Annotated in this window: 24 protein-coding genes; 11 read left to right on the forward strand and 13 right to left on the reverse strand. The window is 69.4% G+C overall.

Going from position 1 to position 26,505, the window contains the following annotated elements:
• Positions 1-303: 303 nt before the first annotated feature.
• Positions 304-1,269, forward strand: a complete 966-nt coding sequence (locus ACWDR4_RS20725) for a DUF3027 domain-containing protein (protein WP_450410403.1) — start codon at positions 304-306, stop codon at positions 1,267-1,269.
• Positions 1,270-1,284: 15 nt separating this feature from the next.
• Here ACWDR4_RS20725 and ACWDR4_RS20730 read toward each other — a convergent pair whose 3' ends face one another.
• From ACWDR4_RS20730 to ACWDR4_RS20750, 5 genes are all read right to left on the reverse strand, one after another.
• Complete coding sequence (locus ACWDR4_RS20730) at positions 1,285-1,677, reverse strand: hypothetical protein (protein ID WP_450410404.1); 393 nt, start codon at positions 1,675-1,677, stop codon at positions 1,285-1,287.
• Positions 1,678-1,790: 113 nt separating this feature from the next.
• Positions 1,791-2,675, reverse strand: a complete 885-nt coding sequence (locus ACWDR4_RS20735) for a prohibitin family protein (protein ID WP_450410405.1) — start codon at positions 2,673-2,675, stop codon at positions 1,791-1,793.
• 264 nt (positions 2,676-2,939) lie between these two features.
• A complete protein-coding gene (locus tag ACWDR4_RS20740; protein ID WP_450410407.1) occupies positions 2,940-3,902 on the reverse strand; it encodes a hypothetical protein in 963 nt (320 codons plus the stop codon).
• Between the two features lie 190 nt (positions 3,903-4,092).
• Entirely contained in the window at positions 4,093-6,177 is a 2,085-nt protein-coding gene (locus ACWDR4_RS20745) for a hypothetical protein (protein ID WP_450410409.1), read from the reverse strand.
• Positions 6,178-6,380: 203 nt separating this feature from the next.
• Complete coding sequence (locus ACWDR4_RS20750; RefSeq protein ID WP_450410411.1) at positions 6,381-6,779, reverse strand: hypothetical protein; 399 nt, start codon at positions 6,777-6,779, stop codon at positions 6,381-6,383.
• Between the two features lie 199 nt (positions 6,780-6,978).
• Here ACWDR4_RS20750 and ACWDR4_RS20755 point away from each other — a divergent pair, with 199 nt between their 5' ends.
• The 4 genes from ACWDR4_RS20755 to ACWDR4_RS20770 all read left to right on the forward strand — a co-directional run bounded on the left by ACWDR4_RS20755 (position 6,979) and on the right by ACWDR4_RS20770 (position 13,213).
• Positions 6,979-10,134 carry a sacsin N-terminal ATP-binding-like domain-containing protein gene (locus ACWDR4_RS20755; RefSeq protein WP_450410412.1) on the forward strand — a complete coding sequence of 1,052 codons (3,156 nt, stop codon included), beginning with the start codon at positions 6,979-6,981 and terminating at the stop codon, positions 10,132-10,134.
• A gap of 232 nt (positions 10,135-10,366) precedes the next feature.
• Positions 10,367-11,161, forward strand: coding sequence for a hypothetical protein (locus ACWDR4_RS20760; RefSeq protein ID WP_450410414.1), 795 nt, complete (start codon positions 10,367-10,369; stop codon positions 11,159-11,161).
• 17 nt (positions 11,162-11,178) lie between these two features.
• Complete coding sequence (locus ACWDR4_RS20765) at positions 11,179-12,108, forward strand: hypothetical protein (protein WP_450410416.1); 930 nt, start codon at positions 11,179-11,181, stop codon at positions 12,106-12,108.
• Between the two features lie 178 nt (positions 12,109-12,286).
• A complete protein-coding gene (locus tag ACWDR4_RS20770) occupies positions 12,287-13,213 on the forward strand; it encodes a hypothetical protein (protein WP_450410418.1) in 927 nt (308 codons plus the stop codon).
• A 28-nt stretch (positions 13,214-13,241) separates the two neighbouring features.
• Here ACWDR4_RS20770 and ACWDR4_RS20775 read toward each other — a convergent pair whose 3' ends face one another.
• The 3 genes from ACWDR4_RS20775 to ACWDR4_RS20785 form a co-directional block, all read right to left on the reverse strand.
• Positions 13,242-15,662: an HAD-IC family P-type ATPase gene (locus ACWDR4_RS20775; protein ID WP_450410420.1), complete on the reverse strand. Its 2,421-nt coding sequence runs from the start codon at positions 15,660-15,662 to the stop codon at positions 13,242-13,244.
• Positions 15,663-15,884: 222 nt separating this feature from the next.
• Complete coding sequence (locus ACWDR4_RS20780) at positions 15,885-16,145, reverse strand: DUF2530 domain-containing protein (protein WP_450410422.1); 261 nt, start codon at positions 16,143-16,145, stop codon at positions 15,885-15,887.
• Between the two features lie 274 nt (positions 16,146-16,419).
• Positions 16,420-16,602: a ribbon-helix-helix protein, CopG family gene (locus ACWDR4_RS20785; protein WP_450410424.1), complete on the reverse strand. Its 183-nt coding sequence runs from the start codon at positions 16,600-16,602 to the stop codon at positions 16,420-16,422.
• A 154-nt stretch (positions 16,603-16,756) separates the two neighbouring features.
• On the opposite strand from ACWDR4_RS20785, the gene ACWDR4_RS20790 reads away from it, so the two are divergent.
• Positions 16,757-17,194 carry a MarR family winged helix-turn-helix transcriptional regulator gene (locus tag ACWDR4_RS20790; RefSeq protein ID WP_319095470.1) on the forward strand — a complete coding sequence of 146 codons (438 nt, stop codon included), beginning with the start codon at positions 16,757-16,759 and terminating at the stop codon, positions 17,192-17,194.
• Between the two features lie 102 nt (positions 17,195-17,296).
• Entirely contained in the window at positions 17,297-18,721 is a 1,425-nt protein-coding gene (locus tag ACWDR4_RS20795; protein WP_450410426.1) for an MFS transporter, read from the forward strand.
• Here ACWDR4_RS20795 and ACWDR4_RS20800 read toward each other — a convergent pair.
• Positions 18,714-19,475 carry a bestrophin-like domain gene (locus ACWDR4_RS20800; protein WP_450410427.1) on the reverse strand — a complete coding sequence of 254 codons (762 nt, stop codon included), beginning with the start codon at positions 19,473-19,475 and terminating at the stop codon, positions 18,714-18,716. The genes ACWDR4_RS20795 and ACWDR4_RS20800 overlap by 8 nt on opposite strands.
• 88 nt (positions 19,476-19,563) lie before the next feature.
• Between ACWDR4_RS20800 and thpR the strand changes: the two genes are divergently transcribed.
• A complete protein-coding gene (thpR, locus tag ACWDR4_RS20805) occupies positions 19,564-20,169 on the forward strand; it encodes an RNA 2',3'-cyclic phosphodiesterase (RefSeq protein WP_450410429.1) in 606 nt (201 codons plus the stop codon).
• A gap of 304 nt (positions 20,170-20,473) precedes the next feature.
• Here the strand turns inward: thpR and ACWDR4_RS20810 are convergent, their stop codons facing one another.
• Positions 20,474-21,466 (reverse strand): aldo/keto reductase, encoded by a 993-nt coding sequence (locus tag ACWDR4_RS20810; RefSeq protein ID WP_450410431.1) that lies wholly within the window; start codon positions 21,464-21,466, stop codon positions 20,474-20,476.
• A 145-nt stretch (positions 21,467-21,611) separates the two neighbouring features.
• Here ACWDR4_RS20810 and ACWDR4_RS20815 point away from each other — a divergent pair, with 145 nt between their 5' ends.
• Entirely contained in the window at positions 21,612-22,505 is an 894-nt protein-coding gene (locus ACWDR4_RS20815) for a nuclear transport factor 2 family protein (RefSeq protein ID WP_450410433.1), read from the forward strand.
• A gap of 104 nt (positions 22,506-22,609) precedes the next feature.
• Here the strand turns inward: ACWDR4_RS20815 and ACWDR4_RS20820 are convergent, their stop codons facing one another.
• A complete protein-coding gene (locus ACWDR4_RS20820; protein ID WP_450410434.1) occupies positions 22,610-23,089 on the reverse strand; it encodes a carboxymuconolactone decarboxylase family protein in 480 nt (159 codons plus the stop codon).
• A gap of 243 nt (positions 23,090-23,332) precedes the next feature.
• Here ACWDR4_RS20820 and ACWDR4_RS20825 point away from each other — a divergent pair, with 243 nt between their 5' ends.
• Positions 23,333-23,980: a dihydrofolate reductase family protein gene (locus ACWDR4_RS20825; protein WP_450410436.1), complete on the forward strand. Its 648-nt coding sequence runs from the start codon at positions 23,333-23,335 to the stop codon at positions 23,978-23,980.
• On the opposite strand, the gene ACWDR4_RS20830 is transcribed toward ACWDR4_RS20825, so the two are convergent.
• Positions 23,952-24,527: a Uma2 family endonuclease gene (locus tag ACWDR4_RS20830; protein ID WP_450410438.1), complete on the reverse strand. Its 576-nt coding sequence runs from the start codon at positions 24,525-24,527 to the stop codon at positions 23,952-23,954. The genes ACWDR4_RS20825 and ACWDR4_RS20830 overlap by 29 nt on opposite strands.
• A gap of 89 nt (positions 24,528-24,616) precedes the next feature.
• Entirely contained in the window at positions 24,617-25,300 is a 684-nt protein-coding gene (locus tag ACWDR4_RS20835; RefSeq protein ID WP_450410439.1) for an SGNH/GDSL hydrolase family protein, read from the reverse strand.
• A gap of 188 nt (positions 25,301-25,488) precedes the next feature.
• Between ACWDR4_RS20835 and ACWDR4_RS20840 the strand changes: the two genes are divergently transcribed.
• Positions 25,489-26,472 (forward strand): WD40 repeat domain-containing protein, encoded by a 984-nt coding sequence (locus tag ACWDR4_RS20840; protein WP_450410441.1) that lies wholly within the window; start codon positions 25,489-25,491, stop codon positions 26,470-26,472.
• The last annotated feature ends 33 nt before the right edge of the window (positions 26,473-26,505 follow it).

The following is a 26,505-nucleotide window of genomic DNA, read 5'->3' on the forward strand; positions in this document are numbered from 1 at the left end:
GAGAGGCGCGTCGGAACGGGGTTTGAGAGGGGCCGGAGTTGCCACAGTTGGATGTCGGTCGTCGCGAACCGTCCCGTCGGTGTGGGCCCCGGGCGCTGGAGAAGGTAGCGTGCGTAGCGCGCAGTGGCGGTTGTTCTCGGCCGCGCGCCTCTCGGCCATCCCGCAGAATGGATGACGTAGGCGCGCCCGAGCGTGATCGGGCGCGGACGTCGACGCGGCCCTCTGGTCCGCTCCGTTCGCAACCGTTCGCACCCCGTCGGGACGGGCGCACTCGTGAGACGGCGTAGGAGAGAAGCGATACCTGTGAGCGCAGCGACAACGCGAAGCCGCACCCCCGACCGCCTGTGCGCAGAGGCCGTCGACCTCGCCCGGTCCGCGGCGGAGGAGGCGGCGGCACCAGGCGTGGTGGGTGAACACTCGGGCCTCGTGTCCGAAGGGGACCGCGTCGTCACGCACTTCTTCGAGTGCAAGGAGTTCGGCTACCGGGGCTGGCGCTGGGCGGTGACGGTCGCCCGGGCGTCCCGGGCCAAGCTGGTCACCCTGGACGAGGTGGTCCTCCTCCCCGGCCCGGACGCCCTCCAGGCACCGGAATGGGTGCCGTGGAGCGAGCGCCTGCGCCCCGGGGACATGGGCCCCGGCGACCTGCTCCCCACGGACGCGGAGGATCTGCGTCTGGAGCCGGGCTACTCGGGCGAGGACGAGCCCCTCCCGAACTCCGTCCTGGCGGCGACCTCGGCTCCGGGCTCGGCCTCGGCCTCGGTCGAACTGGCCGCGGATCTGGCGGACGCCGAGGACGCGGACATCACGGCGGGCTCACCGTCCGACTTCACGGTGGTGCCGGCCCGCGGTTCGATCGCGTCGGTGGCGGAGGAACTGGGCATGCGCCGGGCGCGCGTCCTGTCCCGGTACGGCCTCCACAGCGCCGCCGACCGCTGGGAGGACGCCTACGGCCCCAAGACCCCCATGGCCCAGGCCGCCCCGGCGACCTGTGTGAGCTGCGGGTTCCTGGTGGCCATCGGAGGCTCGCTCGGACAGGCGTTCGGCTTGTGCACGAACGAGTTCGCCCCGGCGGACGGCCGCGTGGTGTCCCTGGCGTACGGCTGCGGCGGCCACTCGGAGGCAGCGGTCATGCCGAAACCTCCGGTACCGCCACCACCGGTGATCGACGAGACGAAGGTCGACCCCTTCCCGCTGCGGCCTGCGGCGGACTCGGGGTCGGTCTCGGTGGGCGGGGCGGACGCGGATGTGGCGGAGCTGGGGCACTCCTAGCCTCGCAGACGCCGGTCAGCGGTCTCGTCGGTCTTGTTTCAGGAAGGCGATCGCGGTGGAAACGGCCGCGGTCGCGGCGAGGCTTCCCATCATGACCAGCGTCGCGCCGATCACGTAGAGGCCGCTGCCGTCGTCCGACCAGTCGTAGAAGGCGGCAACGGTCAGGCCGGCGGTGATGCCGAGCACGGCGGCCGCGAAGTCACGCCGGGACGCCGCCCAGTACGCCGGTGCCAGCAGCGTCAGCACCAGCCCGATCACCTGCCAGGCCTCGTACGGGCCCGTCGACGATCCGTCGGGGTGCACGTCGTACTGCTGGTCCCAGCCCAGCCAGGCGGCCCACATGGCCGAGGCCAGCACAGCCAGCAGGATGGTCGTCAGCAGTTGGGGCACGAGGGGTCGTTGTCGCATGAGCCGATCGTCCTGGCTCCCCCCCGCGACCGGCCAGAGCACAGGTACTCAGTTCTGTTCTGGGTACCTGTGCCCTGGGCACTCAGGGTTCTTGGGGTACTTGCCGGCTCCGGCTAGTTCTTGCTGCTGTCCACGATGACCGGGGTGCCGTTGGAGTCGGTCCCGCACGGTACGGCGTACACCGGGTTGGCCGCGGCTGCCTCCTTGTAGGCCTCCAGGCACTGGTTGTACAGCACCTTGTCGGTCAGCGACTTCTCGAGGATCCCGTTGGCGCGGGCGATGCCCTCCGCCTCGATCCGCTTGCGCTCGGCCTCCGCCTTGGCCGTCCGCGCCGCCTCGACGGCCCGCTCGGTGGTCTGCTCCTGCTGGAGCTTCTTGTCGATCTGGTCCTGCAGCTTGTCCGACGGCTTCACGTTCCGCAGATTGACGGTGGTGACGTCGATGCCGCGCGGTGCCAGGCGCTCCTTGATGAGGGCGGCGATCTCCGAGCCGATCTGCTCGCGCGCGGTGGCGTAGCCCTCCTCGCTGGTGTGCTTCGCGAAGACGTTGCGGATGATCTCCCGGCTGTCCGGCAGCACCAGCCGCTCCTGGACGGCCTCTTCACTGCCCGCCAGCCGGTACAGCTCGACCGCCTTGGCCGGTATGACGGCCCACTTGATGGTGACGTCCGCGTACAGGATCCCGCCCTGCGCGGAGCGGACCTCGACGACGTCCTTGTCGTACAGGTCGAGGTCCACGGGACGCGTGGAGAACGAAGTGACCTCGGTGAAGGGCGACTTGAACTGGACGCCGGAGTACAGCGGCTTGCCGACCTTGCCGAAGGTCACCGGCACCCCGACCTCGTAGGCGCGCACCACATGGAGACAGGCGAAGGCACCGGCGAGTACGGCGGCGACGGCACTGAGGGCCGCCCCGATCCGCCAGCCCTTCGCCTCGGTTCTGCCGCGGCCGACGAGAAAGAGCACTACCGCCGCCATGAGCAGCAGAATGGACAGCACGAACACAGAGGTCCCCCCTCAGGAACAAACAGCTCACTGGATCAGCACAGGCTTGGGCTTGATCCGCAGCGCATCGTAAGGGGCCTGGTCACTTGGGGCGTACGCAGCCCCTTCTGGGCCTACGCCGGAGTGCGGGAGCGCACCATGAGCGTGCCCGGGCTCCCCGGTTCCGGGGCCCTGAGGATGTGAGATTCCCGCACATCACGCTTCACGTACACCCGCGGGTCGCGGACCTGGGTTTCCACTGCTGGTTCGCCGTACTGGTCACAAGGTGCCGGAGACAGCCTGTCGTCCTGCGCTCACGCCCGCTCGCCGTGTTCGGTCATCGGTGCCGCCGATCCGGCACGGCGCGTCTGGCGCCGCCGCAGTGGCTGCGTCGTCCTGTCCCTGACGAGGAACGAGCGCGTAGTAATGCCCGTAACGGGACCGGCCCTCCGGGCTGAAGACCACGGTGACTTCCTCGCCGTGGTCAAAGGCGGGGGAGGACCCGTACTCCGCCTGATTCCAGGTGATCCCGCATGCCATCCCCTCATTCCCCACGCACTTGGCGGGCAGCCCCATGCGTACGGGGTGTCCGTAGCGCATGGCGTAGCCGGCCGAGTCGTACGCGGACTGTGAGACCGCACCGAACACGGCCACCAGTACGGCGACGACGACCGGCACCACGGTGAGCGTCACCTGAGCCCGGACCAGGGCCAGGACGGAAGTGGTCGCGGCGCCCGCCCCGGCGACGGCGAGCAGGGTCCACCCCAGTCCGTAAAACGGTGGCTCGGTGAGGAAAGCACCGACGCTCAGACACCCCGCTGCCAGCGCCAGCGCGCCCGACACGTGTACTGCCAGCGGCAGACCGCGTACACCCTTGCCGTACCGCAGGACCGGTACCGCCGTCACCATCAGCACGGAAAGGGCGGCGATCGCCCAGACGCAGCCGTTGTCGGGGTCCGGGTCGGCCACCGCCAGTTCCACCAGGACGATGGCCACGATGACGATGAGGATGGCGCAGCAACTCAATGTCGCCTCGTCGTCCCAGCTGCTGTGCGTGTCCGCCGTGTCCTTCTCCAGCGTGACGCGCCTGGCCTCCGTGCCGAGCCGGTCGGGAGGGCCGGTCCGGGGCTGCCCCTTTCCTGTCTCCGTGCCCCCTGTCCCCCAGACGACAAGCAGTCCCACAAAGAGCCATCCCACCAGGGCTGTTGCGATCGCCACCAAGATGCCCTGGACCACTGTCATGTGCCGCGCCCTGGTTCGTCGTAGAGATCGTCGGAGATCCCAGCCTGTCAGGGCACTGGACGATGGGCGGTATCGGGAGGAAAGAGACAGCCGGTTCGAGGGAATCGGACCGGAAGTCCATCCCCTGGAAGCGGCACTCCGCTACCGGCCCGCTGCCCCTCCTCGGCGGCCTCCGCGACTCCGGCGCGACTCACCCACGCCATCCGCCGACGCGTCGCCTCGTACGGCGCCGATGGGCCAGGAAGCTCAGCACCACCACCACTCCGAACAGCGTGGCTCCCGCCACTGGAAGCCGCCGCTCCACCACGCCCCCGTCGTCCTTCCCCACGGGAGTCCCGAGGGCGTCCGACGTGCTGCCGTCCTCGTCCTTCCCCGTCTCGTCCTTGCCGCTGTCCTCCGCCGGGACACCTCCGCCGAGCCAGACCTGCCCCTTCGCCCGGTCTCTCGTCGGCTCGTCGAGCGACTGGCCCACGTTCTGGGCGAGCGTGGGCCAGGAAGTCCTCATCTGGTCGTCGCTCAGGGAGGTGAAGCGCACGTTGGTGAAGTCGACGCCGCCGTAGATGTAGGTGTTCGTGTAGATGTAGTCGCCCTTGCGGGTGCGATGCGTCACCTTGAACTCGCCCTTGGTGTAAGAGCGCACGTACGCGTCGAAGGTGTCCCTCGGCTTCCAGTTCTCGCGGGTGACGTACGCGTCGACGTCACCCGCGTCGATGATCTCCCCGTACGTCGTGGTCTTGCGCAGGCTCAGCTCTCGGTACCACTCGGCGGCGACCCTGCTGAGGTACACACGCCGCAGATCGGCGTACTCCGGGGCGGTGTTCACCGCCTTGACCACGCGGGGCAGGATCATCCGCCGGAACACGGACTCGTTGTGCTCCTGCACCTGCGCGGACTGCTGCGGGCACGAGACCGCACCCGAGCCGCCACGCTGCTTGACGTACTGCGACTCCATCTGCACGTTCAGCGGAGACTTGAGGATGTGCAGCTCGTCGCCCTTGGCGTAGACCGTCGCGGGCGCGGGCACGATCCAGGTGCGGAACGACGTGCACTCGCCCGACAGCGACCGCCAGTAGCTCGCGCCCAGTGTCGTGTCGGGGTGGATCAGCTTGCCGGTCGTCCTCTTGAGCATCAGGTCCGCTTCCAGCAGTACCCGCCCGGTGTCGGTGCGGCCGAGCCCGGAGTCGATGATGCGGTCGGGCTCGTTCGGGTTGAGGTTGACCCAGAACGTCGAGGGCTCCAGCTGCAGCCAGGTGAAGAAGGAGTCGGAAGCCTTCCGCGCGTCCGCGAGGCCGGTGAGCGAACTCCCCTTGCCGGACGCCGCGACGGGCGCCTGGAAGGCGTAGCGGAGGCCGTTGCCCGGGCCCGGATCGGCCAGGTAGCGCAGTTCGAGCCGGGTGAAGTCGATCCCGCCGGTGTCCCGGGCACCGGCCGCGAACCCCTGCGCGAGGCCGCCCGCCTTCTGCTGGACCTGCTTACCGCAGTCTGCGGTGCCGCGCACCGTGAAGGCGGCGCGCTGCACGCCGGTGCCGGTGCCGGGGCGCCGCACGCTGTGCGCCGGCGTCGGAGGGCAGTCCGACGGACTGGCGGTGAACAGGTGTCCGGCCGCTTGCTTCAGCGCGGCGGCACCGGCCTCGAATTCCCCGGAGTCGTAGCTGGAGTCGGGGTGGACGATCCGGACGTTGGCATTGCCCTGGAACGCCTTCGCGACCACCTCGGCCTGTGCCCTGTTGTGCGCCTTGAAGACCACGTTGTCGGTCTGGGACTTGGTGCCGCTGGGCAGTTTGTTCCTGACGGTCTGGACGATCCTCGAAATGGCTTCGGGGGTGACGTCGGAGCCGGAGGTGCCCGTCGCGTCGACGCTGTCCACGCTGACGAGCTGTCCGTTGCTCCAGGCGAGCTTGAGCATGTCGGCGGTGGTTCCGGAGACTGCGCCCGAGGCGGTCTTCCCCTTGGGGACCAGCGGATTGGTGTCGCTCTGGTAGATGTACTGGAACCCGGTCTTCGTCTTGGGGTCGTAGGCCAGTCCCGTCTTCTCCAGTTGCCTGTGCATGAAGTCGAGGGCGGCGATCGCGTCGGCGTTGTCTCCCGTGGACGCGATGCGGTGCGGGACACCGTTCGCGTCGATGATGAACTTGTCGCCGTCGATGGTTGTCTTCGTGAGCGGAGCGCCCCACTGGTTGTACGTGGGCGGGGTGGGCGGGGCGCCGGGGACGGCCGCCGGTGCCGTGCCCGATCCGACGCCGAGCAGCGCCGCGACAACTGCGACGACCGCCACTAACGCCGCTGTCCAGTGCCGCCGCTCCGGTGAACCTGCCCAGGACCGGATGACGTTCCGTCGATGCATGGCCGACCACACCCCCGTGTTGTTGCGCGGACATGACACATTATTCCCAAAACTGCATCTGTACCCCCTCCTTCCGCCTTTGGCGCAGGCGTAGTCAGGACGAAAGGAGAGACGGCGGCGGGCGCGGTCCGGTTTCAGCCCCGATCGGTTCTGCGCAGGACCCCGGTGACGCTGACGCCGGGGGCGAGGTGGCGGGATGTGCGGGGGAAGGGGACCTCGGTGAGTTTGCCGTCGTAGATCATCCAGAGGCCGAAACAGTCGTCCTCCTCGTCGCGGACGAGAACCTGGACGGAGTGGGGTGCGGGCCACGGCAGGGACTCCAGGTGAGCCAGCAACCCGCCCCAGTTGTGCCGGATGAACTGAACAACCCAGGCATAGCATTCCTGCGAGCCGGAGCCGGTGCCCTCGAAGACGGAATCGTCAACGCGGGTGAAGCACTGGTGCCACTCGCGCTCGGGGTCCGGGCGGGTCAGATGTTCCATCACCTCCTCGGCGTTGCGCGCAAGGACCATGACCTCTGCGTATCTGCTCATACCCGCAGTCTGCCGTGCCCCCTGCAACGTCTCGATGGGGTACCGCGCCCTCGCCGAGTCCCGTGTCTTTATGCACGCCTCTGTCGTCCCTGGGCGGGGCCCGTTTCCTCCCCGCCGGATCCCGGCCAGGTGGGCGGGCGAGTGCGTTGTCCGGCGCACGGTACCTTCATGCTCACGCCGATGAGGAGAGTGAACGTACGTGAGCAAGTTCGTGCGGCCAGCAGCTGAGGGCGCGGACCCTTTCGGTACGGCCCGTCTGCGCCGGGGTGTTCTGGACGCCTGGGCGACCAGCCCCGCCCGGTTCCGTGAGGACGCCAACGCCGAGGAGGATCTCGTCCTCGGCGGGTACCGGGACCGGCTCGTCGTCGAGCTTGCCCAGAACGCAGCGGATGCCGCGGCGCGGGCCGGGGCGCCGGGCAGGCTCCGGCTCACCCTCCGCGACGGCGTCCTCGTCGCCGCCAACACCGGTGCCCCGCTGGACGCCACCGGCGTCGAGTCCCTCTCCACGCTCCGCGCCTCCGCCAAGCGGGACGTTCAGGGCGGGGACGACGGCAAGGGGACGGGTGCCGTCGGGCGGTTCGGTGTCGGCTTCGCCGCCGTGCTCGCCGTGAGCGACGAACCCGCCGTCGTCGGACGGCACGGCGGTGTGCGGTGGGCGCTCGCCGAGGCCCGCGAACTCGCCGCCGAGACCGCGCGGCACAGCCCCGGGCTCGGTGACGAGATCCGCCGCCGCGACGGCCATGTGCCGCTGCTCCGGCTGCCGTTCGCCGCCGAGGGCACCGCCCCCGACCCGTACGACACGGCCGTCATCCTCCCCCTGCGCGACACCGCCGCCGAGGATCTCGCGGAGCGGCTGCTGAGCGGCGTCGACGACGCCCTTCTCCTCACCCTCCCCGGCCTCGAAGAGGTCGTCATCGAGGTGGGGGACGAGGCCCCCCGTACGCTGCGCCGGCTCACCGACGACGCCCTGACCCTCGTGGAGGACTCGCGCGACGGTACGAGCCGCTGGCGTACCGTCTCCGCCCACGGGCCCCTGGAATCCGCCCTGTTGGCCGGGCGGCCGGTCGAAGAGCGGCTGCGTCCGTACTGGTCGGTCACCTGGGCCGTGCCCGTCGACGCCGACGGCACTCCCGTACCGCCCCGGACCAGCCCCGTCGTGCACGCGCCCACGCCGAGCGACGAGCCGCTGGGCGTACCGGCGCTGCTCATCGCCTCGATGCCGCTGGACACCGCCCGCAGGCATGCCGCGCCGGGCCCGCTCACCGACTTCCTGGTGCAGCGCGCCGCCGACGCGTACGCCGAACTCCTCGCCGACTGGCACCCGGTGGGCGAGGGCATCATCGCCCTCGTGCCCGGTTCGCTCGGCAAGGGCGAGCTGGACGGTCAGTTGCGGCACGCGATCCTTGAGCGGCTGCCGCGAACCGCCTTCCTGCCGCCCGCACTTGACCCGGGTGATGATGAGGAACTGCCCTCCGCTCTCCGGCCCCGTGACGCGGAGGTCGTCGAGGGTGCCGGGGCCGAGACGGTCCGCGTCCTCGCCGAGGTGCTGCCCACGCTGCTGCCCGCCGGGCTCGAACGCCGGGTGGAACTGCGGACGTTGGGCGTCGCCCGCGTCCCCCTGACCGACGCCGTCGACCGGCTCGCCGGCCTGGAGAAGGCGCCCGAGTGGTGGCACCGGCTGTACGACAGCCTGGCCGGCGTCGACCCCGACCGGCTGACCGGACTGCCCGTGCCGCTCGCCGACGGGCGGACGACCATCGGCCCCCGGCAGGTCCTGCTCCCCACTGGTGGTGGGGAGGGGCAGGGTACCCCCGCACCTGAGACCCTCGCCCGTCTCGGCCTCAAGGTCGCCCACCCGGACGCCGCGCACCCTCTGCTGGAGAAGCTGGGTGCCCTCCCGGCCACCCCGAGGGCCGTCCTCACCACTCCGCAAGTACGCGCTGCCGTCGCCGCCTCCCTCGACGAGGACGCCGTCATGGCGTGGGACGACGAAGACGCCCCGGACGCCGAGGAGTTGGCCGACACGGTCCTCGCCCTCGTCCGGGACGCGGGCCTCGAACCCGGCGACGAACCCTGGCTCGGCGCCCTCGCCCTCCCCGACGAGGACGGCGAGCTGGCCCCCGCCGGTGAACTCGTCCTCCCCGGCAGCCCGTTCGCCGAGGTGATCAGGGAGGGTGAACTGGCCTCGGTGGACGGCGAGTTGGCGGACAGGTGGGGCGAGCAGCCCCTTGCTGCCTGCGGAGTCCTCGCGAACTTCGCCCTGGTCCGCGCCACCGACGTCGTCCTCGACCCCGACGAACTGGAGCCCCGGGACAGCGACTTCGCCGAACCCGACGACCCCGGTCTGCTCGACGCCGTGGACGTGTGGAGCGAGGACATCCTCGACCGCTTCCCGGACTCCCCGGTGCCTCCCGTCGCCACGGAACTGGTCGCCGTACGGGACCTGGACCTCGTGGACGAGGACCGCTGGCCCCAGGCCCTCGCCCTCCTCGCCCAGCCGCCCCTGCGGGACGCGATCGTCCAGCCGGTGCGCGTCCTGCTCCCCGACGGCACGCATGAACTCGTACGCCCGTACACGGCCTGGTGGTTGCGCGGAAACCCGGTGCTGGACGGAAGGCGTCCGGCGGGCCTGCTGGCGGCGGGCGGTGACCCGCTGCTCCGGGGCCTGTACGAGGAGGCCGACGCCACCGGGTTCGACGACGAGCAGGTGCTGCGGGCGCTGGGCGTACGGACGTCGGTCGCCGCGCTCCTCGACGAGCCGGGCGGCGCGGCCGAACTGCTGGACCGCCTCGCCGACCCCGACCGCGAGGTGAGCGGCGCCCAACTGCACGCCCTCTACGGGGCGTTGGCCGACCTCGACCCCGAACAGGTCACGCTGCCCGACGACCTGCGTGCCGTGGTCGACGGGCACGTGGAGGTGGTGGACGCGGCGGACGCCGTGGTCGTCGACTCACCCGACCTGCTGCCCTTCACGGCGGGCGTGCCACTGCTCCCCGTACGCCCGGCGCGCGCGGCCGAGCTGGCGGAACTGTTCCAGGTACGGCGGCTGAGCGAGTCGGTGACCGGCGAGGTGACCTCGGAGGGCGCGGAGCACGACGTACCGGAGTCGGTACGGGTGCTGCTGGGACCGGGGACTCCGGCGACGTACGTCGAGCACGAGGAGCTGGTCGTCGACGGCGTGGAACTGGACTGGCGGCGGACGCGGGACGGGGTACTGCACGCCTCGACGCTGGAGGGTGTCGCGGCGGGGCTCGCCTGGGCGGCCGGCCAGTGGCCGCGCCGGTTCGAGGTGGCGGCACTGCTGGAGGACCCGTCGAGAACGACGGAGCTGGCACGGGACCGCTGGTTCGACTGAGGCAGGCAGGGCAGCCGGGTGCCGGGGTGCTGAGGTAATACGTACATAAAATCTGCACGGTCTCCAAAACATTCCGCAACATCCGTACAACCATTCCCATCCGTCACGGATCTGAGCGAGCGAGTCAACAGACTCCAAGATCATTTGGGTCCGGGTGCGACCGCGATCCGTGACGGATGGATTCCGTACGGACGGCCACCGACGGACCCCCTTTCTCCACTTGGGGAAACGCATGCGCATACGTGCCACTGTGGCCGCCGTTTCCGGCGCCCTGGCCCTCTCCGCCCTTGCCGTGCCCGCCGCGCACGCCGCCTCGGCGCCCGACGTCACCTTCACCAAGGTGACGGTCAACAACGGCAAGCCGATCGTGGCCAAGGCCACGGGCACCGCGACCGTCCCGGTGACGTACACGTTCAAGCACGCCGCCGGTCTCGACATCAGCTCGGACAAGCTCCTCACCGGCCCGGTCCTCTACGTCGGTTCCTCCTTCGGCCTGGAGAACGTCCGCCTCGCCGGTGACGAGCCGGGCACCTGCGCGGCCACCTCGACGACCACCGCCAGCTGCAAGGGCTTCATCAACCTGCACACCAGCGGCTCCGAGGGCAGGCTCCGGAACACGGACGCGCGTACGTGGAACGTGGGCGCCGTCGCCATCACGGACGAGGGCGAGTACAAGACCCAGGCGGGCCTCGGCACCACCCAGATCAAGTTCCACTCGAAGCTCAACACCGACGCCACCCCCGAGCCGGTCAGGAAGGGCGCGACCATCACGGTCAAGGGCACCCTGACCCGCGCCAACTGGAACACCAACAAGTACGGGGGCTACGTCGGCGCCCCGGTCACGCTCCAGTTCAAGAAGACGGGCGCCACCGCCTTCACCACCGTCAAGACGGTCAAGACGGGTGCCGCGGGCGCCCTGAAGACCACGGTCAAGGCGTCGGTCGACGGCACGTACCGCTTCGCCTTCGCGGGCTCGACGACGACCGCGCCGATCACGGCCGTCGGCGATGTCATCGACGTGAAGTAGAGACAGGGAAAACACGCATGCGTATACGTGCCACCGTGGCCGCCGTCTCCGGCGCCCTGGCCCTCTCCGCCCTTGCCGTGCCGGCCGCGCAGGCCGACGGCTCGGTGTCCCGGGCCGATGTCGCCAAGGTCCGTGAGGCCGGGCAGGCCGCCTCCGGCAAGTCCGCGTTCAGTACCTCGGCTGCCGCTGCTGCTGCCGAGCCGTACCTCCTGAACGCCTCCTTCTCCAACATCAAGGTCAACAACGGCAAGTCGATCGTGGCGGGCATCAGCGGCAAGCTGACCGTGCCGATCACCTACACGCTGACCCACGGTGCCGATGTCGACATCGCCGCCGAGGACTTCTTCACCGACGTCGAGCTGTACTACGGCACGACGTACGTCGACTCCGAGTTCGGGCTGTTCGGCGACGACTGGGCCAGCTGCAAGGCCGTCTCGACGACTGTCGCCAACTGCACCCAGTCCATCGTGATCAGCCCGAGTGAAGACCTGTTCAACGAGACCGCCGGGAAGTGGAAGGCGTACGCGTACGCCGTCGCCTTCAACGGCCAGGATTTCGGCAGCGACGACTTCGACGTCACGAAGGTCGGGTACGTCGAGAAGGACGGCCTCGCCGGTCCCAACCTTCTGCGCCACTCCAAGCTGACGGTCAACGCCACCCCGGAGCCGGTGAAGAAGGGCAAGACCATCACCGTCACCGGCAAGCTCACCCGGGCCAACTGGGACGGCGGCAACTACACCGGGTACGCCAGCCAGCCGGTGAAGCTGCAGTTCAAGAAGAACGGCACCAGCACCTACACCACCCTGAAGACCATCAAGACGACCACCAAGGGTGACCTGAAGACGACCGTCAAGGCGACCGCCGACGGGTTCTTCCGGTACGTCTTCGCGGGGACCGCGACCACCGCCGCCCTCGGTGCCGCGCCCGACTTCATCGATGTGAAGTAGGCGCTACGCAGCGCGTGTACCGCCGTCGGTCCTCCGTGTGTTCGGGGCCGGCGGCGGGCGTGTGTGTAAGGGGTGCGCAAAATTACTTCGCCTCCGCGCAACCAACCGCCCCCGCAAGGAATCTGATCATGGGGGCCAACAGGCCCCACGATCACCTTCTCCTACTTGGGGAACACGCATGCGTATACGTGCCACCGTGGCCGCCGTCTCCGGCGCCCTGGCCCTCTCCGCCCTCGCCGTGCCGGCCGCGCAGGCCGATGTCCACGCCTCCGGCGCCGACTCCGGCTACCACGCGACCGCCGCGAAGATCCTGGGCGGCGGCAAGTCCGCGTTCATCACCTCGCCCGTCGCCGCCGCCGAGCCGGCCGAGCTGAACGTCAGCTTCTCCAACTTCAAGGTCGCCAAGTCGATCAACGCCGGTGCCGGCGGTCACCTCGTCGTCCCGGTCACCTACACGCTGACCCATGGCGTCGAGGTCGACATCAAGGCCGCCGACTTCGACAGCGGGCCGTACCTGTACCGGGGATCCTTCGCGGCACCGGAGAACGTGATCTTCGGCGAGAAGGCCGGCACCTGCACGGCCACCTCGACGACGACCGCCAACTGCAAGGCCAACCTCGACATCTACCCGGGCGAGGGCGACCTGACCAACACCGACGCCGGGGCCACCTGGACGGCCGGCGGGCTCGCGATCGCCTTCAACGGGCAGGACCCCGAGAGCGACACCTTCGACCCCTCCAAGGTCGGCATCGCCCAGCAGGGCGGCCTCGGCACCACGACCGTGCGGCGCCTGGCCAAGCTGACGGTCAACGCCACCCCGGAGCCGGTGAAGAAGGGCAAGACCATCACCGTCACCGGCAAGCTGACCCGCGCCAACTGGGACGGGCCCAACTACACCGGGTACGCGACCCAGCCGGTGCAGCTGCAGTTCCGTAAGAACGGCACCACCACCTACACCGTCGTCAAGACCATCAAGACGACCACCAAGGGCGACCTGAAGACGACCGTCAAGGCGACCGCCGACGGGTTCTTCAAGTACGTCTTCGCGGGGACCAAGACCACAGTCGGGGCCAGCGCCGCCGCCGACTTCATCGACGTCAAGTAGGCCCCCGAGTACTCCCGAGCGCTACCGCTTACGCCGGGAAGCGGCGGTCCACCCACCTCCACAGGACCTCCAGGGTGGCCGCCGCCACCGTCGCGATACCCACCGCGATCCACGGCATCGTCGTGCCCACCAGCTTCAGCGCGAAGAACTCCTGGAGCGGCGGTACGACCAGCACCAGCAGGAAGCCCGCGCCCATCGACGCGACCAGGGCGATCCGCCACCAGGTGTAGGGGCGGGCGATGATCGCCAGTACCCACATGGAGATCAGGAACAGGGTCAGGGTCGCCGCGCTCGTTTCCGCGTCCAACGCGCCCTCACCCGTGTAGTGGTGACGGGCTATCAGGTATGTCGCGAAGGTTGCCACTCCTGCAAGTACGCCGCCCGGGATCGAGTAACGCATGACCCGGCGTACGAAGTGGGGCCTCGCACGTTCCTTGTTGGGGGCCAGGGCCAGGAAGAACGCCGGGATGCCGATCGTCAGAGTGGAGAGCAGCGTCAAGTGCCGGGGGAGGAAGGGGTATTCGACCCGCCAGCAGACCACCAGGACGGCCAGGAGGACCGAGTAGACCGTTTTCACCAGGAAGAGGGTCGCTACTCGCGTGATGTTGCCGATGACCCTTCGGCCCTCGGCCACCACCGAAGGCAGCGTCGCGAAGCTGTTGTTGAGGAGGACGATCTGGGCCACGGCCCGCGTCGCCTCCGACCCCGATCCCATGGCCACGCCGATGTCGGCGTCCTTCAGGGCCAGTACGTCGTTCACGCCGTCGCCCGTCATCGCCACCGTGTGCCCGCGTGACTGCAACGCGCCCACCATGTCCCGCTTCTGCTGCGGGGTGACCCGGCCGAAGACCGTGCCCTCGTCGAGGGCCTTCGCCATCTCGCCCTGAGCAGAGGGGAGTTGGCGGGCGTCCACCGTCGTGCCGGTCAGGCCCAGTTTGCCCGCCACCGCGCCGACCGACACCGCGTTGTCGCCCGAGATGACCTTCGCGTCGACGTCCTGCTCGGCGAAGTAGCGGAGGGTGTCGGCGGCATCGGGGCGCAGGCGCTGTTCCAGGACGACCAGGGCGGTGGGGGTGGTGCCGACGGCCACCTCCGGGTGGTCCAGTTCGCGGGCGGCGCGGGTGAGGAGGAGGACGCGCAGGCCGGCCTGGTTCAGCCGGTCCGTCTCGGCGAGGGCCGGGTCCTCGGGGGAGAGGAGGACGTCCGGGGCGCCCAGGAGCCAGGTGCTGCTCTCGCCGTTGCCCTCGCTGAACGACGCCCCGCTGTACTTGCGCGCAGAGGAAAAGGGGAGCGATTCCGTGCAGCGCCAGTCCTCGTTGTCCGGGTAGGCGTCGATGATGGCCTGGAGGGAGGCGTTCGGGCGCGGGTCGGACTCGCCGAGGGCGCCCAGGACCCGGCGTACGTACGTCTCGTCGCTGCCGTTGAGGGGGCGCAGCTCGGTCACGTCCATGCCGCCCTCGGTCAGCGTGCCCGTCTTGTCCAGGCAGACCGTGTCGACGCGGGCGAGGCCTTCGATGGCGGGCAGCTCCTGTACGAGGCACTGCTTCCGGCCGAGCCGGATCACACCGATCGCGAAGGCGACGGAGGTGAGGAGGACGAGGCCCTCGGGGACCATGGGGACGATGCCGCCCACCGTGCGGGCGATCGAGTCCTTCACGTCGTTGTCCTTGACGACCAGTTGGGTGATGACCAGGCCGATCGCGGCCGGAACCATCATCCAGGTCACGTATTTGAGGATCGTCGAGATGCCGGTACGGAGTTCCGAGTGGACGAGGGTGAACCGGGAGGCCTCTTCGGCGAGTTGGGCCGCGTACGCCTCGCGGCCGACCTTCGTCGCCGTGAACGCGCCGCCGCCCGCGACCACGAAACTGCCCGACATGACCTCGTCGCCGGGCTGCTTCACGACGGGGTCGGCCTCGCCGGTGAGCAGCGACTCGTCGATCTCGAGGCCGTCGGCCTCCACGCACTCGCCGTCCACGACGATCTTGTCGCCGGGGCCGATCTCGATCAGGTCGCCGAGGACGATCTCGGAGTTGCTGACTTCTGCGGCTACGCCGTCGCGGCGGACCGTCGGTTTGGCCTCGCCGATCACGGCCAGGGAGTCGAGGGTCTTCTTCGCCCGCCACTCCTGGATGATGCCGATGCCGGTGTTGGCGAGGATGACGTATCCGAACAGGGTGTCCTGGAACGGGGCGACGAACATCATGATCAGCCAGAGGACGCCGATGATCGCGTTGAACCTGGTGAAGACGTTCGCGCGGACGATCTCGGCGATGCTGCGGCTGCTGCGGACGGGGACGTCGTTGATCTCGCCGCGGGCGACGCGCTCGGCTACTTCGGTGGTGGTGAGGCCCTGTGCGCGGGGGCCGCTGCCGCGGGGCGCGCGGGAGGGGGGGAGGGGTACGGGGTGCACAGGATCGAGTTCGGCGCCGGCGTCGATGTGCGTCATGCGTTCGACGGTACGTGTGGATTTATGGCTTCACCCGTCGAGTGCGGCAAAGATCCGACCTGGGGAGGAGGGGTGGGGTGGGAAATGGTGCGGTGGTTGTAGTCGGGGGTGCGTAGGGGGTGCGGGTCGGAGGATTTTCGCCCCCGCCGCCCTTACCCGTCCCATCCCGTTCCTGGGGGCTGCGCCCCCAGACCCCCGCTGTCGGCCTGAACGGCCTCGTCCTCAAACGCCGGACGGGCTGGATTGTGATCGTCTGATCGCCGTGTCCCGTTTCCGGACGTACCAGATGCCGATCAGGCCCAAGAACGTACCGGCCAGGCACGTCCACACCCACCACTCGTGGTTGTGGTCCTCGTACCAGCCGTAGAAGGGGAGCTGGGCCAGGAAGAGGACGAACCAGAGGATCGTGCCGCCCGTGATGGTGGCGACGACGGGGCCCTCCAGGGGCTCCGGCGCCTCGTGCTTCGGTGTCCACTTCTCCATGGGCACAGCTTACGAGGCGGCCCGTCGGCTGCTCCGCGGGCCCGTGCCCCCTGCTCCCCCTGTACACCAACGGCCTTCGTAGGCGAATCGGCCTCTCCGCGTGGACGAGCCCTGAAGTGCCAGGCGGTTCGGGCGAAGCCTGGTATCTCAAGTCGGGCGACGGATGCCTGACCGATCACGGCAGGAACAAACCGCTCACCGTCACCAAATGCCAGGCCGGAAACAAGGCCCAGCAGTGGATCCTCCACTGACCCTCGACACGGCACCCCTGTCGTCACGGCACCCCGTAGAACCTCTCCGTCTCCTCGACCGCGCTCTGGAACCGCTCGTCGAAGTCGTCCCGGACGAGCGTCCCGACCACGTAGTCCTGGACGCTCATCCCCCTTTTCGCCGCATGGTCCCGGAGCCGGTCGAGCAGCTCCCCGTCTATCCGCAGGCTGAGCACACTGGTCCCCATGGAACGAGGGTCGCGGGCGGGCGCGGGGCGGCGGGGGGCTTTTTGCGTTCGACTCACTCGTATGGGTGACGTGGAGATTCGGTGGCCCTTGTCACGGGCACCTCGGCGCGTCACGGGTGGTCTTTAGTCAGGGTAATGAGTTATGCTAAAGAACATGCCGGACCTAACCCATGGCGACGACGCTGCCGCCGTGAACTCGCTGCGCTCCGCCGTGATGCGCCTGTCGCGCCGACTCAAGCACCAACGGGTCGACGAGTCACTGAGCCCCACCGAGATGTCGGTGCTGGGCACCCTCGCCCGCTGTGGCTCGGCCACGCCGGGTGAGCTTGCCCGCAAGGAGCATGTGCAGCCGCCCTCGATGACCCGTATTGTCGCGTTGCTGGAGGGCAAGGGACTGGTCAGGCTGGAGCCGCACCCCGAGGACCGGCGGCAGAAGGTCGTCACCCAGACCGAGACCGCCGAGGCGATGCTCGAAGAGAGCCGCCGCAGGCGCAACGCCTGGCTGGCCGGCCTGGTCGAAGACCTCGACGAGGACGAGTGGGCGAAACTGCGCGCCGCCGCCCCCGTACTGGAGAAGCTCGCGCATCTGTAAGCCCGTTCGTAAGCCCGTTCGTAAGCCGTCCGAAAAGCCGTTCGTAAGCCCGTCTGTAAGCGCTGTCCGGCCGTTGGGCCATTCGCAAGGAGGCGACCCCTTTTGAGTTCGGGACCCGGAGCAGATTCCGCCCCCGCACCAGCCACCCACGACTCCCCGCCCACCCCTACCGGACGCACCCGCACCCGTAAGTCCGAGATGTTCAGCTCCCTGAAGGTCCGGAACTACCGGCTCTTCTTCCTCGGCCAGGTCGTCTCCAACACCGGCACCTGGATGCAGCGCATCGCCCAGGACTGGCTGGTCCTCAGCCTCACCGGCTCCTCCACCGCCGTGGGCATCACGACCGCGCTCCAGTTCCTGCCGATGCTGCTCTTCGGCCTGTACGGCGGTGTCCTCGTCGACCGGCTGCCCAAGCGCCCCACGCTGCTCGTCACCCAGACGCTGATGGCCCTCACCGGCCTCGCGCTCGCCGTGCTGACACTCTCCGGCGACGTCGAGGTCTGGCACGTCTACCTCGCCGCCTTCGCCGTCGGTCTCGCCACGGTCGTCGACAACCCGGCCCGGCAGTCCTTCGTCTCCGAGATGGTCAAGCCCGACCAGCTCCAGAACGCCGTCAGTCTCAACTCCGCGAACTTCCAGTCCGCCCGCCTCGTCGGACCCGCCGTCGCCGGTCTGCTGATCACCGGCGTCGGCACGGGCTGGGCCTTCCTCGCCAACGGGCTCTCCTTCGTCGCCCCCATCGCCAGCCTGCTGCTCATGCGCTCCCGCGAACTGAACGCCGTGGAGCGGGCGCCGCGTGCCAAGGGGCAGCTGCGCGAGGGCCTGCACTATGTCGCCGGGCGGCCCGAGCTGATCTGGCCGATCGTCCTCATCGGGTTCATCGGCACCTTCGGCTTCAACTTCCCGGTCTTCCTGTCGGCGTACGCGGACGACGTCTTCCACGCCGGCGCCGGCGCGTACAGCCTCTTCAACACCCTGATGGCGGTCGGTTCGCTCACCGGCGCCCTGCTCGCCGCCCGGCGCGGTACGGCGAAGCTGCGTGTCCTCGTCGCGGCGGCCGTGGCCTTCGGCGCACTGGAGATCGTGGCCGCAGTGGCCCCGTCCCTGTGGCTGTTCGCGCTGCTGATGATCCCGATCGGGATCGCGGGACTCACGGTCAACGTCACGGCGAACACCTCGGTCCAGATGGCCACCGACCCGGCCATGCGCGGCCGGGTCATGGCCCTGTTCATGATGGTCTTCATGGGCGGTTCGCCGCTGGGCGCGCCGATAGTCGGCTGGATCACGGACACGTACGGCCCCCGGGTCGGCCTCGCCTTCGGCGGCATCGTCGCGACGACCGCCGCCCTGACGATCGGCCTGGTCCTGACCCGCGTGGGCGGCCTGCGCGTCTCGGTCGTCTGGAACTCCGGACGCCCGCGCGTCCTCCTCCTCAAGCGGGAGCAGCAGCAGGCGGAACAACAGGAACTGGAAGAAGGGGATGAGGAGTTGCGGGAGGCGGTCCCTTCGGCCGTGCGGGTCAGTTGATCGACCTCATGCGTTCCAGGGCCAGTTGGAAGGCCGTGGGGTTCACCTTGAGGGGACCGCTGAACGGGTAGTCGAACTCGTAGACGATCAGCAGCATCACGCCCACGATGAACGTCAGTGAGAAGACCACGCCCGCGTGGGCGCGCAGACTCTCCACGCCGAAGAGGTAGACGAATCCGACGGTGACCAGGGCGCCGAGGAGCAGGGCCGTCCACAGCAGGGCGGGTACGCCGGCCGTCGCGGCCTCGTTGACGCGCTCGCGGCGGGCGTCGCCGAGCTGGGCGACGGCCTCCAGGGCCCCCTGGTAGCGGACCTGGTCCGCGCCCGTCGCGGGCTCCTGGGTGTTCACGAGGGAGCGGATCTCGGTGAACTGCCGCCAGGCCGCCGGATCGTCCCGCTGCTCGGCCAGCAGCGGCCACTCGTCGTCGATCACCGTGCCGGTGTACCGCTCGACCAGGGTGCCCAGGCGGGTGCGGTCGGGCTGGGGCAGCGAGCTGCTGTACCAGGTGAGCTGGAGCAGCGCGTTGGTCTCGGTGTACGTGTTCTCGTGGGCCTGCGACCGGGTCTCCCACACGCCGACGACGACCATGGCGAGGACGACGGCGTAGATCACGCCTATCTCCGCGTACACGTACCCGAGGATGTCGTTGTGGGCCTTGCGCCGGGCCACCGGCACGAGCCGCGCGACCACGAAGACCGCCGCAGTCGCCATGGCCGAACCGCTCAGGAGCAGCACGATTCCGAGAATGGGCATGCAGACGTCCCCCGTCCCCCGTGTCCCCGCCCATCTCCATGGTGCGGGTGGCTCGCCGGATGATCCATTCCCTGGAAGGGTGACGCGCATGAGACTCTTCGCCGCCGTGCTGCCCCCGGAGGACGTGACCCGTGAACTCGCCGCCGAGGTGGCCGGGTTGAGGAGCCTGGCCGGTGCGGACGCGCTGCGCTGGACCGGCGTACCCGGCTGGCACTTCACGCTCGCCTTCTACGGCGAGGTCGACGAGGACGTCGTACCGGAGCTGTCGGAGCGGCTGGAGCGGGCGGCGCACCGTACGGACCCGTTCGCGCTCGCGGTGTGCGGGGGCGGGCAGTTCGGGCACGGGCGGGCGCTGTGGGCGGGCGCCGCCGGTGAGCTGGAGGTGCTCCGGCTGCTGGCCGACCGGGCGGAGGCGGCGGGCCGGAAGGCGGGTGTCGAGATGGGGGAGCACCGGCACTACAAGCCCCACCTCACCGTGGCCCGCAGCCGCGAGCCTTTCGAGGTACGGCCGTACGTCGAGGCCCTGGACGCGTACACGAGCCGCACCTGGACGGTGGCCGACCTGGCGCTCGTCCGCAGCAACCTGCCGAAGTCGGGGGTGCCGGGGGAACAGCCCCGGTACGAGGTGGTCGGCCGTTGGCCGCTGGGGCCTGTCCGGCGGATCGGGTCGGAGGACGGCCACGGCGCCGACTAGGCAAAGGGGAGCCGGTACCGCGGACGAGCGTGCCGAACCCCGCGTCTCCCGGCCGGGTCCGCCGGACCGGCCCGAGGGGCGGCCGGACGGGCCCGGGGAGCGGCCGGTTAGTCTCGGCGGTGTGAATCCGAAAATCCGGAACCGGGTGATGGCCGGTGCGCTCGTGCTGATGTTCGTGGTGGTTGCCGTGGCGGCGGCGGTCGGGAAGTGATGGCCTAAAGCCGTACGCCGTAGTCCGTAGGCCGGAACCCGGCTTTGACCTGGGCCGCGACCGCCGCCCCCACCTGCGACAGCTGTCGCCTGTCTACCAGGCGAACGCCTCCGGCGACGGGCCCGGGCCCGGGAAGATCTCGTCCAGCGCGGTCAGCAGTTCGTCGCTCAGCTCCAGCTCGGACGCCCGTACCGCCGACTCCAGCTGCTCGGCGGTGCGCGGGCCGACGATCGGGCCGGTCACGCCGGGGCGGGTGAGCAGCCAGGCGAGAGCCGCCTCGCCGGGTTCGATGCCGTGCTTGTCCAGCAGGTCCTCGTACGACTGGATCTGGGCGCGTGCGGTCGGGTCGGCCAGGGTGTCGGCGGCGCGGCCACTTGCGCGTCGGCCGCCCGCGACCTCCTTCTTGATGACCCCGCCGAGCAGTCCGCCGTGCAGGGGCGACCAGGGGATGACCCCGAGCCCGTACTCCTGTGCGGCCGGGATGACCTCCATCTCGGCGCGCCGCTCGGCGAGGTTGTAGAGGCACTGCTCGCTGACGAGGCCGATGGTGCCGCCACGCCGGGCGGCGGTCTCGTTGGCCTGGGCGATCTTGTACCCCGGGAAGTTGGACGACCCCGCGTAGAGGATCTTCCCCTGCTGTACGAGCACGTCGATCGCCTGCCAGATCTCCTCGAAGGAGGTCGAGCGGTCGATGTGGTGGAACTGGTAGACGTCGATGTAGTCGGTCTGCAGACGCTTGAGCGACGCGTCCACCGCGCGGCGGATGTTGAGCGCGGAGAGCTTGTCGTGGTTGGGCCAGGCGTCGCCGTCCGCGGCCATGTTGCCGTACACCTTGGTCGCGAGGACCACCTTGTCGCGGCGGTCGTCGCCCTTGGCGAACCAGTTGCCGATGATCTCTTCCGTACGACCCTTGTTCTCGCCCCAGCCGTAGACGTTGGCCGTGTCGAAGAAGTTGATCCCCGTGTCCAGGGCCGCGTCCATGATCGCGTGACTGTCGGCTTCGTCGGTCTGGGGGCCGAAGTTCATGGTCCCGAGCACGAGCCTGCTGACCTTGAGTCCTGTGCGTCCGAGCTGCGTGTACTTCATGACTGTTCAGCCAACGTCGTGGAGTGCGCTCTAAGCAAGGGTGGGCTGGGTGGCGGGGGCGGACCTTGACGCTATCTCGTGGTTAGTGCTTACGTATGTGCAGCGTTACTCGCTTTAACTTTCAAGATTCTTAAGGACTCCGCGTATGCCTGCACGCCGTACCTTCCTCTCCGCGCTCGCCGCGTCCGCGCTGCTGGGTGCCGCCGCCGTGCCCGCCGCCGCCTCGCCGTCCGTCGGTGACGGTGCCCGGCTCGACTATCAGAAGGGTGTCGTCGTACGCGTCCTCAAGGGCGTGTTCGAGCGCGGGGACACCGCTGTCGTGGACCGGTTCGTGCGGGCCGACTACATCCAGCACAACCCCCTCGCCGCTGATGGCTCCGGGCCGCTGAAGAACCTGGCCACCGGGGTGCACCAGCAGTTCCCCGAGGCCGAGTACGGCATCAGGCGGGTCATCTCCGAGGGCGACCTCGTCCTCGTGCACTCCAACGTCGTGCTGACGCCGGGGAGTCGGGGCTCGGCCGTCTTCGACATCTTCCGGTTCCAGGGCGGGAAGATCGCCGAGCACTGGGACACCGGGCAGAACGTGCCGGACAGCAGCGCCAACGGCAACGACATGTTCTCGACGGTCAGCCGGCCGCAGACCGAGCAGCCGGGGCCGCGGTGGCTCACCGCTTACAACAAGCGGCTCGTGACCAAGGCGTTCGACCGGCTCATCGTCGACAAGGACCTGTCGGCGCTCGACACGTACTGGGGGCCCGAGTACCACCAGCACAATCCCGGCATCGCGGATGGCGTGGCGGGTGCGCGGGAGGGGCTCGGGGCGTACTTCCGGGCGTTCCCGGAGCTGGCGGTCTCGCGTAAGCGGGTGGTGGCGGAAGGGGATCTGGTCGCCGTCCACAGCCACTACGTCAGCGCGCCCGGCGAGCGCGGGCAGGCCGTCGTGGATCTGTTCCGGGTGCGGGGCGGGAAGATCGTCGAGCACTGGGACGTGCTCCAGGATGTTCCGGCCACTTCGGCCAACGACAACACGATGTTCTGACGGCGGTGTGATGTTCTGACGGCGGCGCGATGTCTGACGGTGGTCGGGCGACGCCAGGTGTGACTGGCGTCGCCCGATCGCGTTCGGCCTGCCCGGAGTTGGGCTCAGAGCTGGGCGTACATACCGGGCTGGTAGTCGCCGGCGGGCTGCTGGACGATGACGTTCATCCGGTTGAAGGCGTTGATGAGGGTGATGGTGAGGACCAGGGCGCCCAGCTGCTCCTCGTCGTAGTACTTGGCGGCGTTCGCCCAGGCCTCGTCCGGGACGCCGCCGGCCGCGTCCGCGATACGGGTGCCCTGCTCGGTCAGTTCCAGGGCGGCGCGCTCGGCGTCGGTGAAGACCGTGGCCTCGCGCCAGGCCGCGACCAGGTGGAGGCGCTGCGTGGTCTCTCCGGCCGCGGCGGCGTCCTTGGTGTGCATGTCGGTGCAGAAACCGCAGCCGTTGATCTGGCTGGCGCGGAGCCGTACCAGCTCCTGCGTCGCGAGCGGCAGGGCCGAGTCCGTGGCCGCCTTGCCTGCGGCGATGAGGTGCTTCGTGGCCTTGGTCACGACCGGGTTGGCGAAGAGGTTCAAGCGGGCTTCCATGGTGGGCTCCTCCGACATCGGTACTGCTGCTTCGACTGCTTCGGTGTGCTGCCCTTGCGGGGCGGTACACATGGACGACGGAGCGGCGCGGCAGGATGTGACATGGGCGAGCGAATGTGACGTGGGTCTCGTTGATGTCGTGATGGTCGTGATGGTCGTGCGGGCCGGGCTGTCGAATGCGGCGGCTCCCGATCGACGGGAGGGTGTGAACACCGCGGACCCCCGGATCTCAGGAGCCCCATCATGACCGTCACCGTGACCGCTGACCTGGCCATCTCCCTCGACGGCTACATCGCCGGCACCGATGTCGCCCTCGACAACCCGGGAGGCGACGGCGCCGAGCCCCTCTTCGAGTGGATCCACAACCTGGCGAGCTGGCGGGAACGCCAGGGCATGACCGGCGGGGACGAGAACCGTGACTCCGAGCTGATGCGGGAGTGGTTCGACGCCACCGGAGCGGTGGTCATGGGCCGGATGATGTACGACACGGGCGAGGAGTTCTGGGGCGACAATCCCCCGTTCCGGGCCCCGGTCTTCGTGCTCACCAACCGTCCCCGGCCCACCCTGGTCAAGGAGGGCGGCACGACCTTCACCTTCGTCACCGACGGCATCCACAGCGCCCTCGACCGGGCGAAGGCAGCCGCCGGGGACCGGAACGTCGACATCGCGGGCGGGGCGAGCACGGTTCGGCAGTACCTCAGGGAGGGGCTCGTCGACGAACTGCAACTGCACGTCGTGCCCGCGCTCCTCGGGGACGGCCTGCGGCTCTTCGAGGGGCTGGGGCGAGGGGTACGGAGCCTGGAGCCGGTCAGGGTGGTCGACACGCCCTTGGCGACCCACCTGAAGTACCGCTTCGGGACGGCTAGTCGCGCGGGAACTCGTCCGTCTTGAGGGTGAGGTCGAGCGAGGTGCCGGTCAGGTCGATGTCGCCGCCGTAGGTGATGGAGAGGTCGTAGACGTAGTCACCGTCCTTGGGGCGGGTGAAGACGCGGGCCTTGCCCAGGTACGGGTCGGCGATCAGGTAGACGGGCACCTCGGCGAGTGCGTAGGCCTCCTTCTTGGGGCCGTAGTCGTACACGGCTGTGCCTTTGGAGATGACCTCGGCGACGAACTCGACGTCTTGGTGGCGCCAACGGCCCTGGTCGTCCTTCTTGGCTCCGTCGCGCAGCTTCATCACGTCCGGGGCGAAGCCGTTCAGGTCGCCGCCCGGGAGGCTGGGGAGGTAGATGCGGACGCCCGAGTACACCTTCGCGCACATCCCGAAGCGGTCCTCGACCGCCCGCACGATCCAGCGGCTGGTCCGCCAGTGCGCTTCCCGCTGCGGAGCCATGTACACGCAGCCGTCGACGATCTCCGCCTTGTAGCCCTCAAAGCGGTCCTCCAGGCCGGTGAGCGGGTTGAACAACTTGTCCAGGGCGTGTGCGTCGGCGTCGGCCATCTCGATCCTGCCTGTCCTCAAAGAACGGTCACCGCGACCTCAACGACGTACGCGGCGGCCGGGCCACGCCCCGATCCGGTCGCCTCCAGTCACCCCCTTCCAGCCACGTACCGTTCCCCCAGATCCCACGCCTCGTACAGCGAGTCCGCGAACGCCCCCGCGATCTTGTGCTCGCCGCTCGCGTTGGGATGTGTGCCGTCGTAGGTGTCCTGGTGGATGTCGTACGAGGGTGGGGGCGACGTCAGGAGCAGCGGGGAGCGGGGTTCGTCCAGGTCGGCGGCCGTCTTCGCCAGGAGTTCGTTGAAGCGGAGGACCTCGGCGGCGAAGGGCGGGTCCGTCTCCGCGCGGACGTTCGGGATCACCGGGAGCAGGGCGATGGCGATGCGCGGGTTGGAGCGGCGGGCCTCGGCCACGAAGAGGCGCGCGTTCTCCGCCGTCTGTTCCGCGTCCGTGTAGAAGCCCAGGTCGATCAGGCCGAGGGAGACCAGGAGGACGTCCGGCTTGTGGGCGCGTACCGCGTCCGCGATCAGCGGGGTCATGTGCTGCCAGCCCTCGCCCCAGCCGGCCAGATGGGCACGGGGGAACTCCGGGTCGGCGTACTCGTACGAGTCGGAGGCGTCCGTCGCCTTGTCGTACAGCGTCTCGCGCGGGCCGACGATCCGGAACGGGCCGCCGTACGTCTCCCGCAGGTGCTGCCACAGCCGGTAGCGCCAGGTGTGTTCGCCGGCGCTGCCGATGGTCATGGAGTCGCCTACGGGCATCAACCTGAGCATCCGCTCATGATGCGGGATCGGGGGAGGAGTGTGGGGCGGGTGCGGTGTGTGAGCCCGGCCACCCGGTGTCAGGTCTGTGTCAGCTTGCGGTCAGTTGGGTGTCAGTGAGCGGGCGCGGGAAGGTGCGAGCGGGCGCGGGCAGGCGTCATGGGCCTCGAATCGAACGCCGGGATGGCACGCTTGAGGGCATGCGCCGATCGCTCGCCCTCCTCGCCGGGGGCCTACTCGTCGGGGCGCTCGCCGCGCCCGCCTCCGCTGCCGATGGTGACAAGGACTTCACCATCAAGGACCCGCGGATCACCGAGTCCAGCGGTCTCGCCGCCTCCCGCCTGCACCCCGGCATCTACTGGACCCACAACGACAGCGACGACGGCGCCTATCTGTACGCGGTCGACAGCAGCACCGGGCAGACCGTCGCCACCGTCACCATGACCGGCGTCGGCACACCCCGCGACATCGAGGCCATCTCCATCGGGCCGAACAACCAGATCTACGTCGGTGACATCGGCGACAACGACGGCGTGACCTGGGATTACGTCTGGGTCTATCAGCTCACCGAGCCCAAGGTCCTCAAGGACCAGACGATCCGCGCCACGCAGTACGTCGTGAAGTACTCGGACGGCTCCCGTGACGCCGAGTCCCTCGTCGTGCACCCGAAGACCGGGCGCGTCTACATCATCGACAAGCAGGAGGACGGCGGGCACCTGTACGCGGGCCCGGCCAAGCTCTCCCCCTCCGGCACCAACGTCTTCCGGCCCGTCGCCGCCGTCGACATGTGGGCCACCGACGCCGCCTTCTCGCCCGACGGGCAGCAGTTGGCCGTACGCGGCTACTTCGGAGGTGTCTCCTACGCCTGGAACGGCGGCAAGCTCAAGCGGGAGGGGCAGCTCGACGTGCCCTTGCAGGGGCAGGGGGAGTCGGTCACGTACAGCCGGGACGGGTCGAAGATCATGTACGGCAGCGAGGGCGCCGAGAGCGGGGTCGAGGCCGAGGACGCGCCTTCGTACGATGCGTCCGGGAACTCCGACTCGGCTTCCGGCAACGGGAGTTCGGCCTCCGGCGGGAGCGGGGGCGGGGGCTCGGAGGGGAACGTCAAGACCGGGGCCATCGCTGTCGCCGTGCTGTTCCTCGCCTTCTTCGGGCTCAAGCGGCTTCGGCGGAAGCCGGCGTAGCGGGTCCCCGGGCGCGGTGACCGGGGAGCACCC

Source organism: Streptomyces sp. NPDC000878 (assembly GCF_053599695.1).

Coding starts and splice junctions, on each gene's coding strand:
- ACWDR4_RS20785 (WP_450410424.1), bottom strand. CDS start 16,602: ATGGGGACCAGTGTGCTCAGCCTGCGGATAGACGGGGAGCTGCTCGAC.
- thpR (WP_450410429.1), top strand. CDS start 19,564: ATGAGACTCTTCGCCGCCGTGCTGCCCCCGGAGGACGTGACCCGTGAA.
- ACWDR4_RS20840 (WP_450410441.1), top strand. CDS start 25,489: ATGCGCCGATCGCTCGCCCTCCTCGCCGGGGGCCTACTCGTCGGGGCG.
- ACWDR4_RS20790 (WP_319095470.1), top strand. CDS start 16,757: ATGCCGGACCTAACCCATGGCGACGACGCTGCCGCCGTGAACTCGCTG.
- ACWDR4_RS20775 (WP_450410420.1), bottom strand. CDS start 15,662: ATGACGCACATCGACGCCGGCGCCGAACTCGATCCTGTGCACCCCGTA.
- ACWDR4_RS20810 (WP_450410431.1), bottom strand. CDS start 21,466: ATGAAGTACACGCAGCTCGGACGCACAGGACTCAAGGTCAGCAGGCTC.
- ACWDR4_RS20780 (WP_450410422.1), bottom strand. CDS start 16,145: ATGGAGAAGTGGACACCGAAGCACGAGGCGCCGGAGCCCCTGGAGGGC.
- ACWDR4_RS20830 (WP_450410438.1), bottom strand. CDS start 24,527: ATGGCCGACGCCGACGCACACGCCCTGGACAAGTTGTTCAACCCGCTC.
- ACWDR4_RS20835 (WP_450410439.1), bottom strand. CDS start 25,300: ATGCTCAGGTTGATGCCCGTAGGCGACTCCATGACCATCGGCAGCGCC.
- ACWDR4_RS20750 (WP_450410411.1), bottom strand. CDS start 6,779: ATGAGCAGATACGCAGAGGTCATGGTCCTTGCGCGCAACGCCGAGGAG.
- ACWDR4_RS20825 (WP_450410436.1), top strand. CDS start 23,333: ATGACCGTCACCGTGACCGCTGACCTGGCCATCTCCCTCGACGGCTAC.
- ACWDR4_RS20740 (WP_450410407.1), bottom strand. CDS start 3,902: ATGACAGTGGTCCAGGGCATCTTGGTGGCGATCGCAACAGCCCTGGTG.
- ACWDR4_RS20815 (WP_450410433.1), top strand. CDS start 21,612: ATGCCTGCACGCCGTACCTTCCTCTCCGCGCTCGCCGCGTCCGCGCTG.
- ACWDR4_RS20760 (WP_450410414.1), top strand. CDS start 10,367: ATGCGCATACGTGCCACTGTGGCCGCCGTTTCCGGCGCCCTGGCCCTC.
- ACWDR4_RS20820 (WP_450410434.1), bottom strand. CDS start 23,089: ATGGAAGCCCGCTTGAACCTCTTCGCCAACCCGGTCGTGACCAAGGCC.
- ACWDR4_RS20770 (WP_450410418.1), top strand. CDS start 12,287: ATGCGTATACGTGCCACCGTGGCCGCCGTCTCCGGCGCCCTGGCCCTC.
- ACWDR4_RS20800 (WP_450410427.1), bottom strand. CDS start 19,475: ATGCCCATTCTCGGAATCGTGCTGCTCCTGAGCGGTTCGGCCATGGCG.
- ACWDR4_RS20730 (WP_450410404.1), bottom strand. CDS start 1,677: ATGCGACAACGACCCCTCGTGCCCCAACTGCTGACGACCATCCTGCTG.
- ACWDR4_RS20765 (WP_450410416.1), top strand. CDS start 11,179: ATGCGTATACGTGCCACCGTGGCCGCCGTCTCCGGCGCCCTGGCCCTC.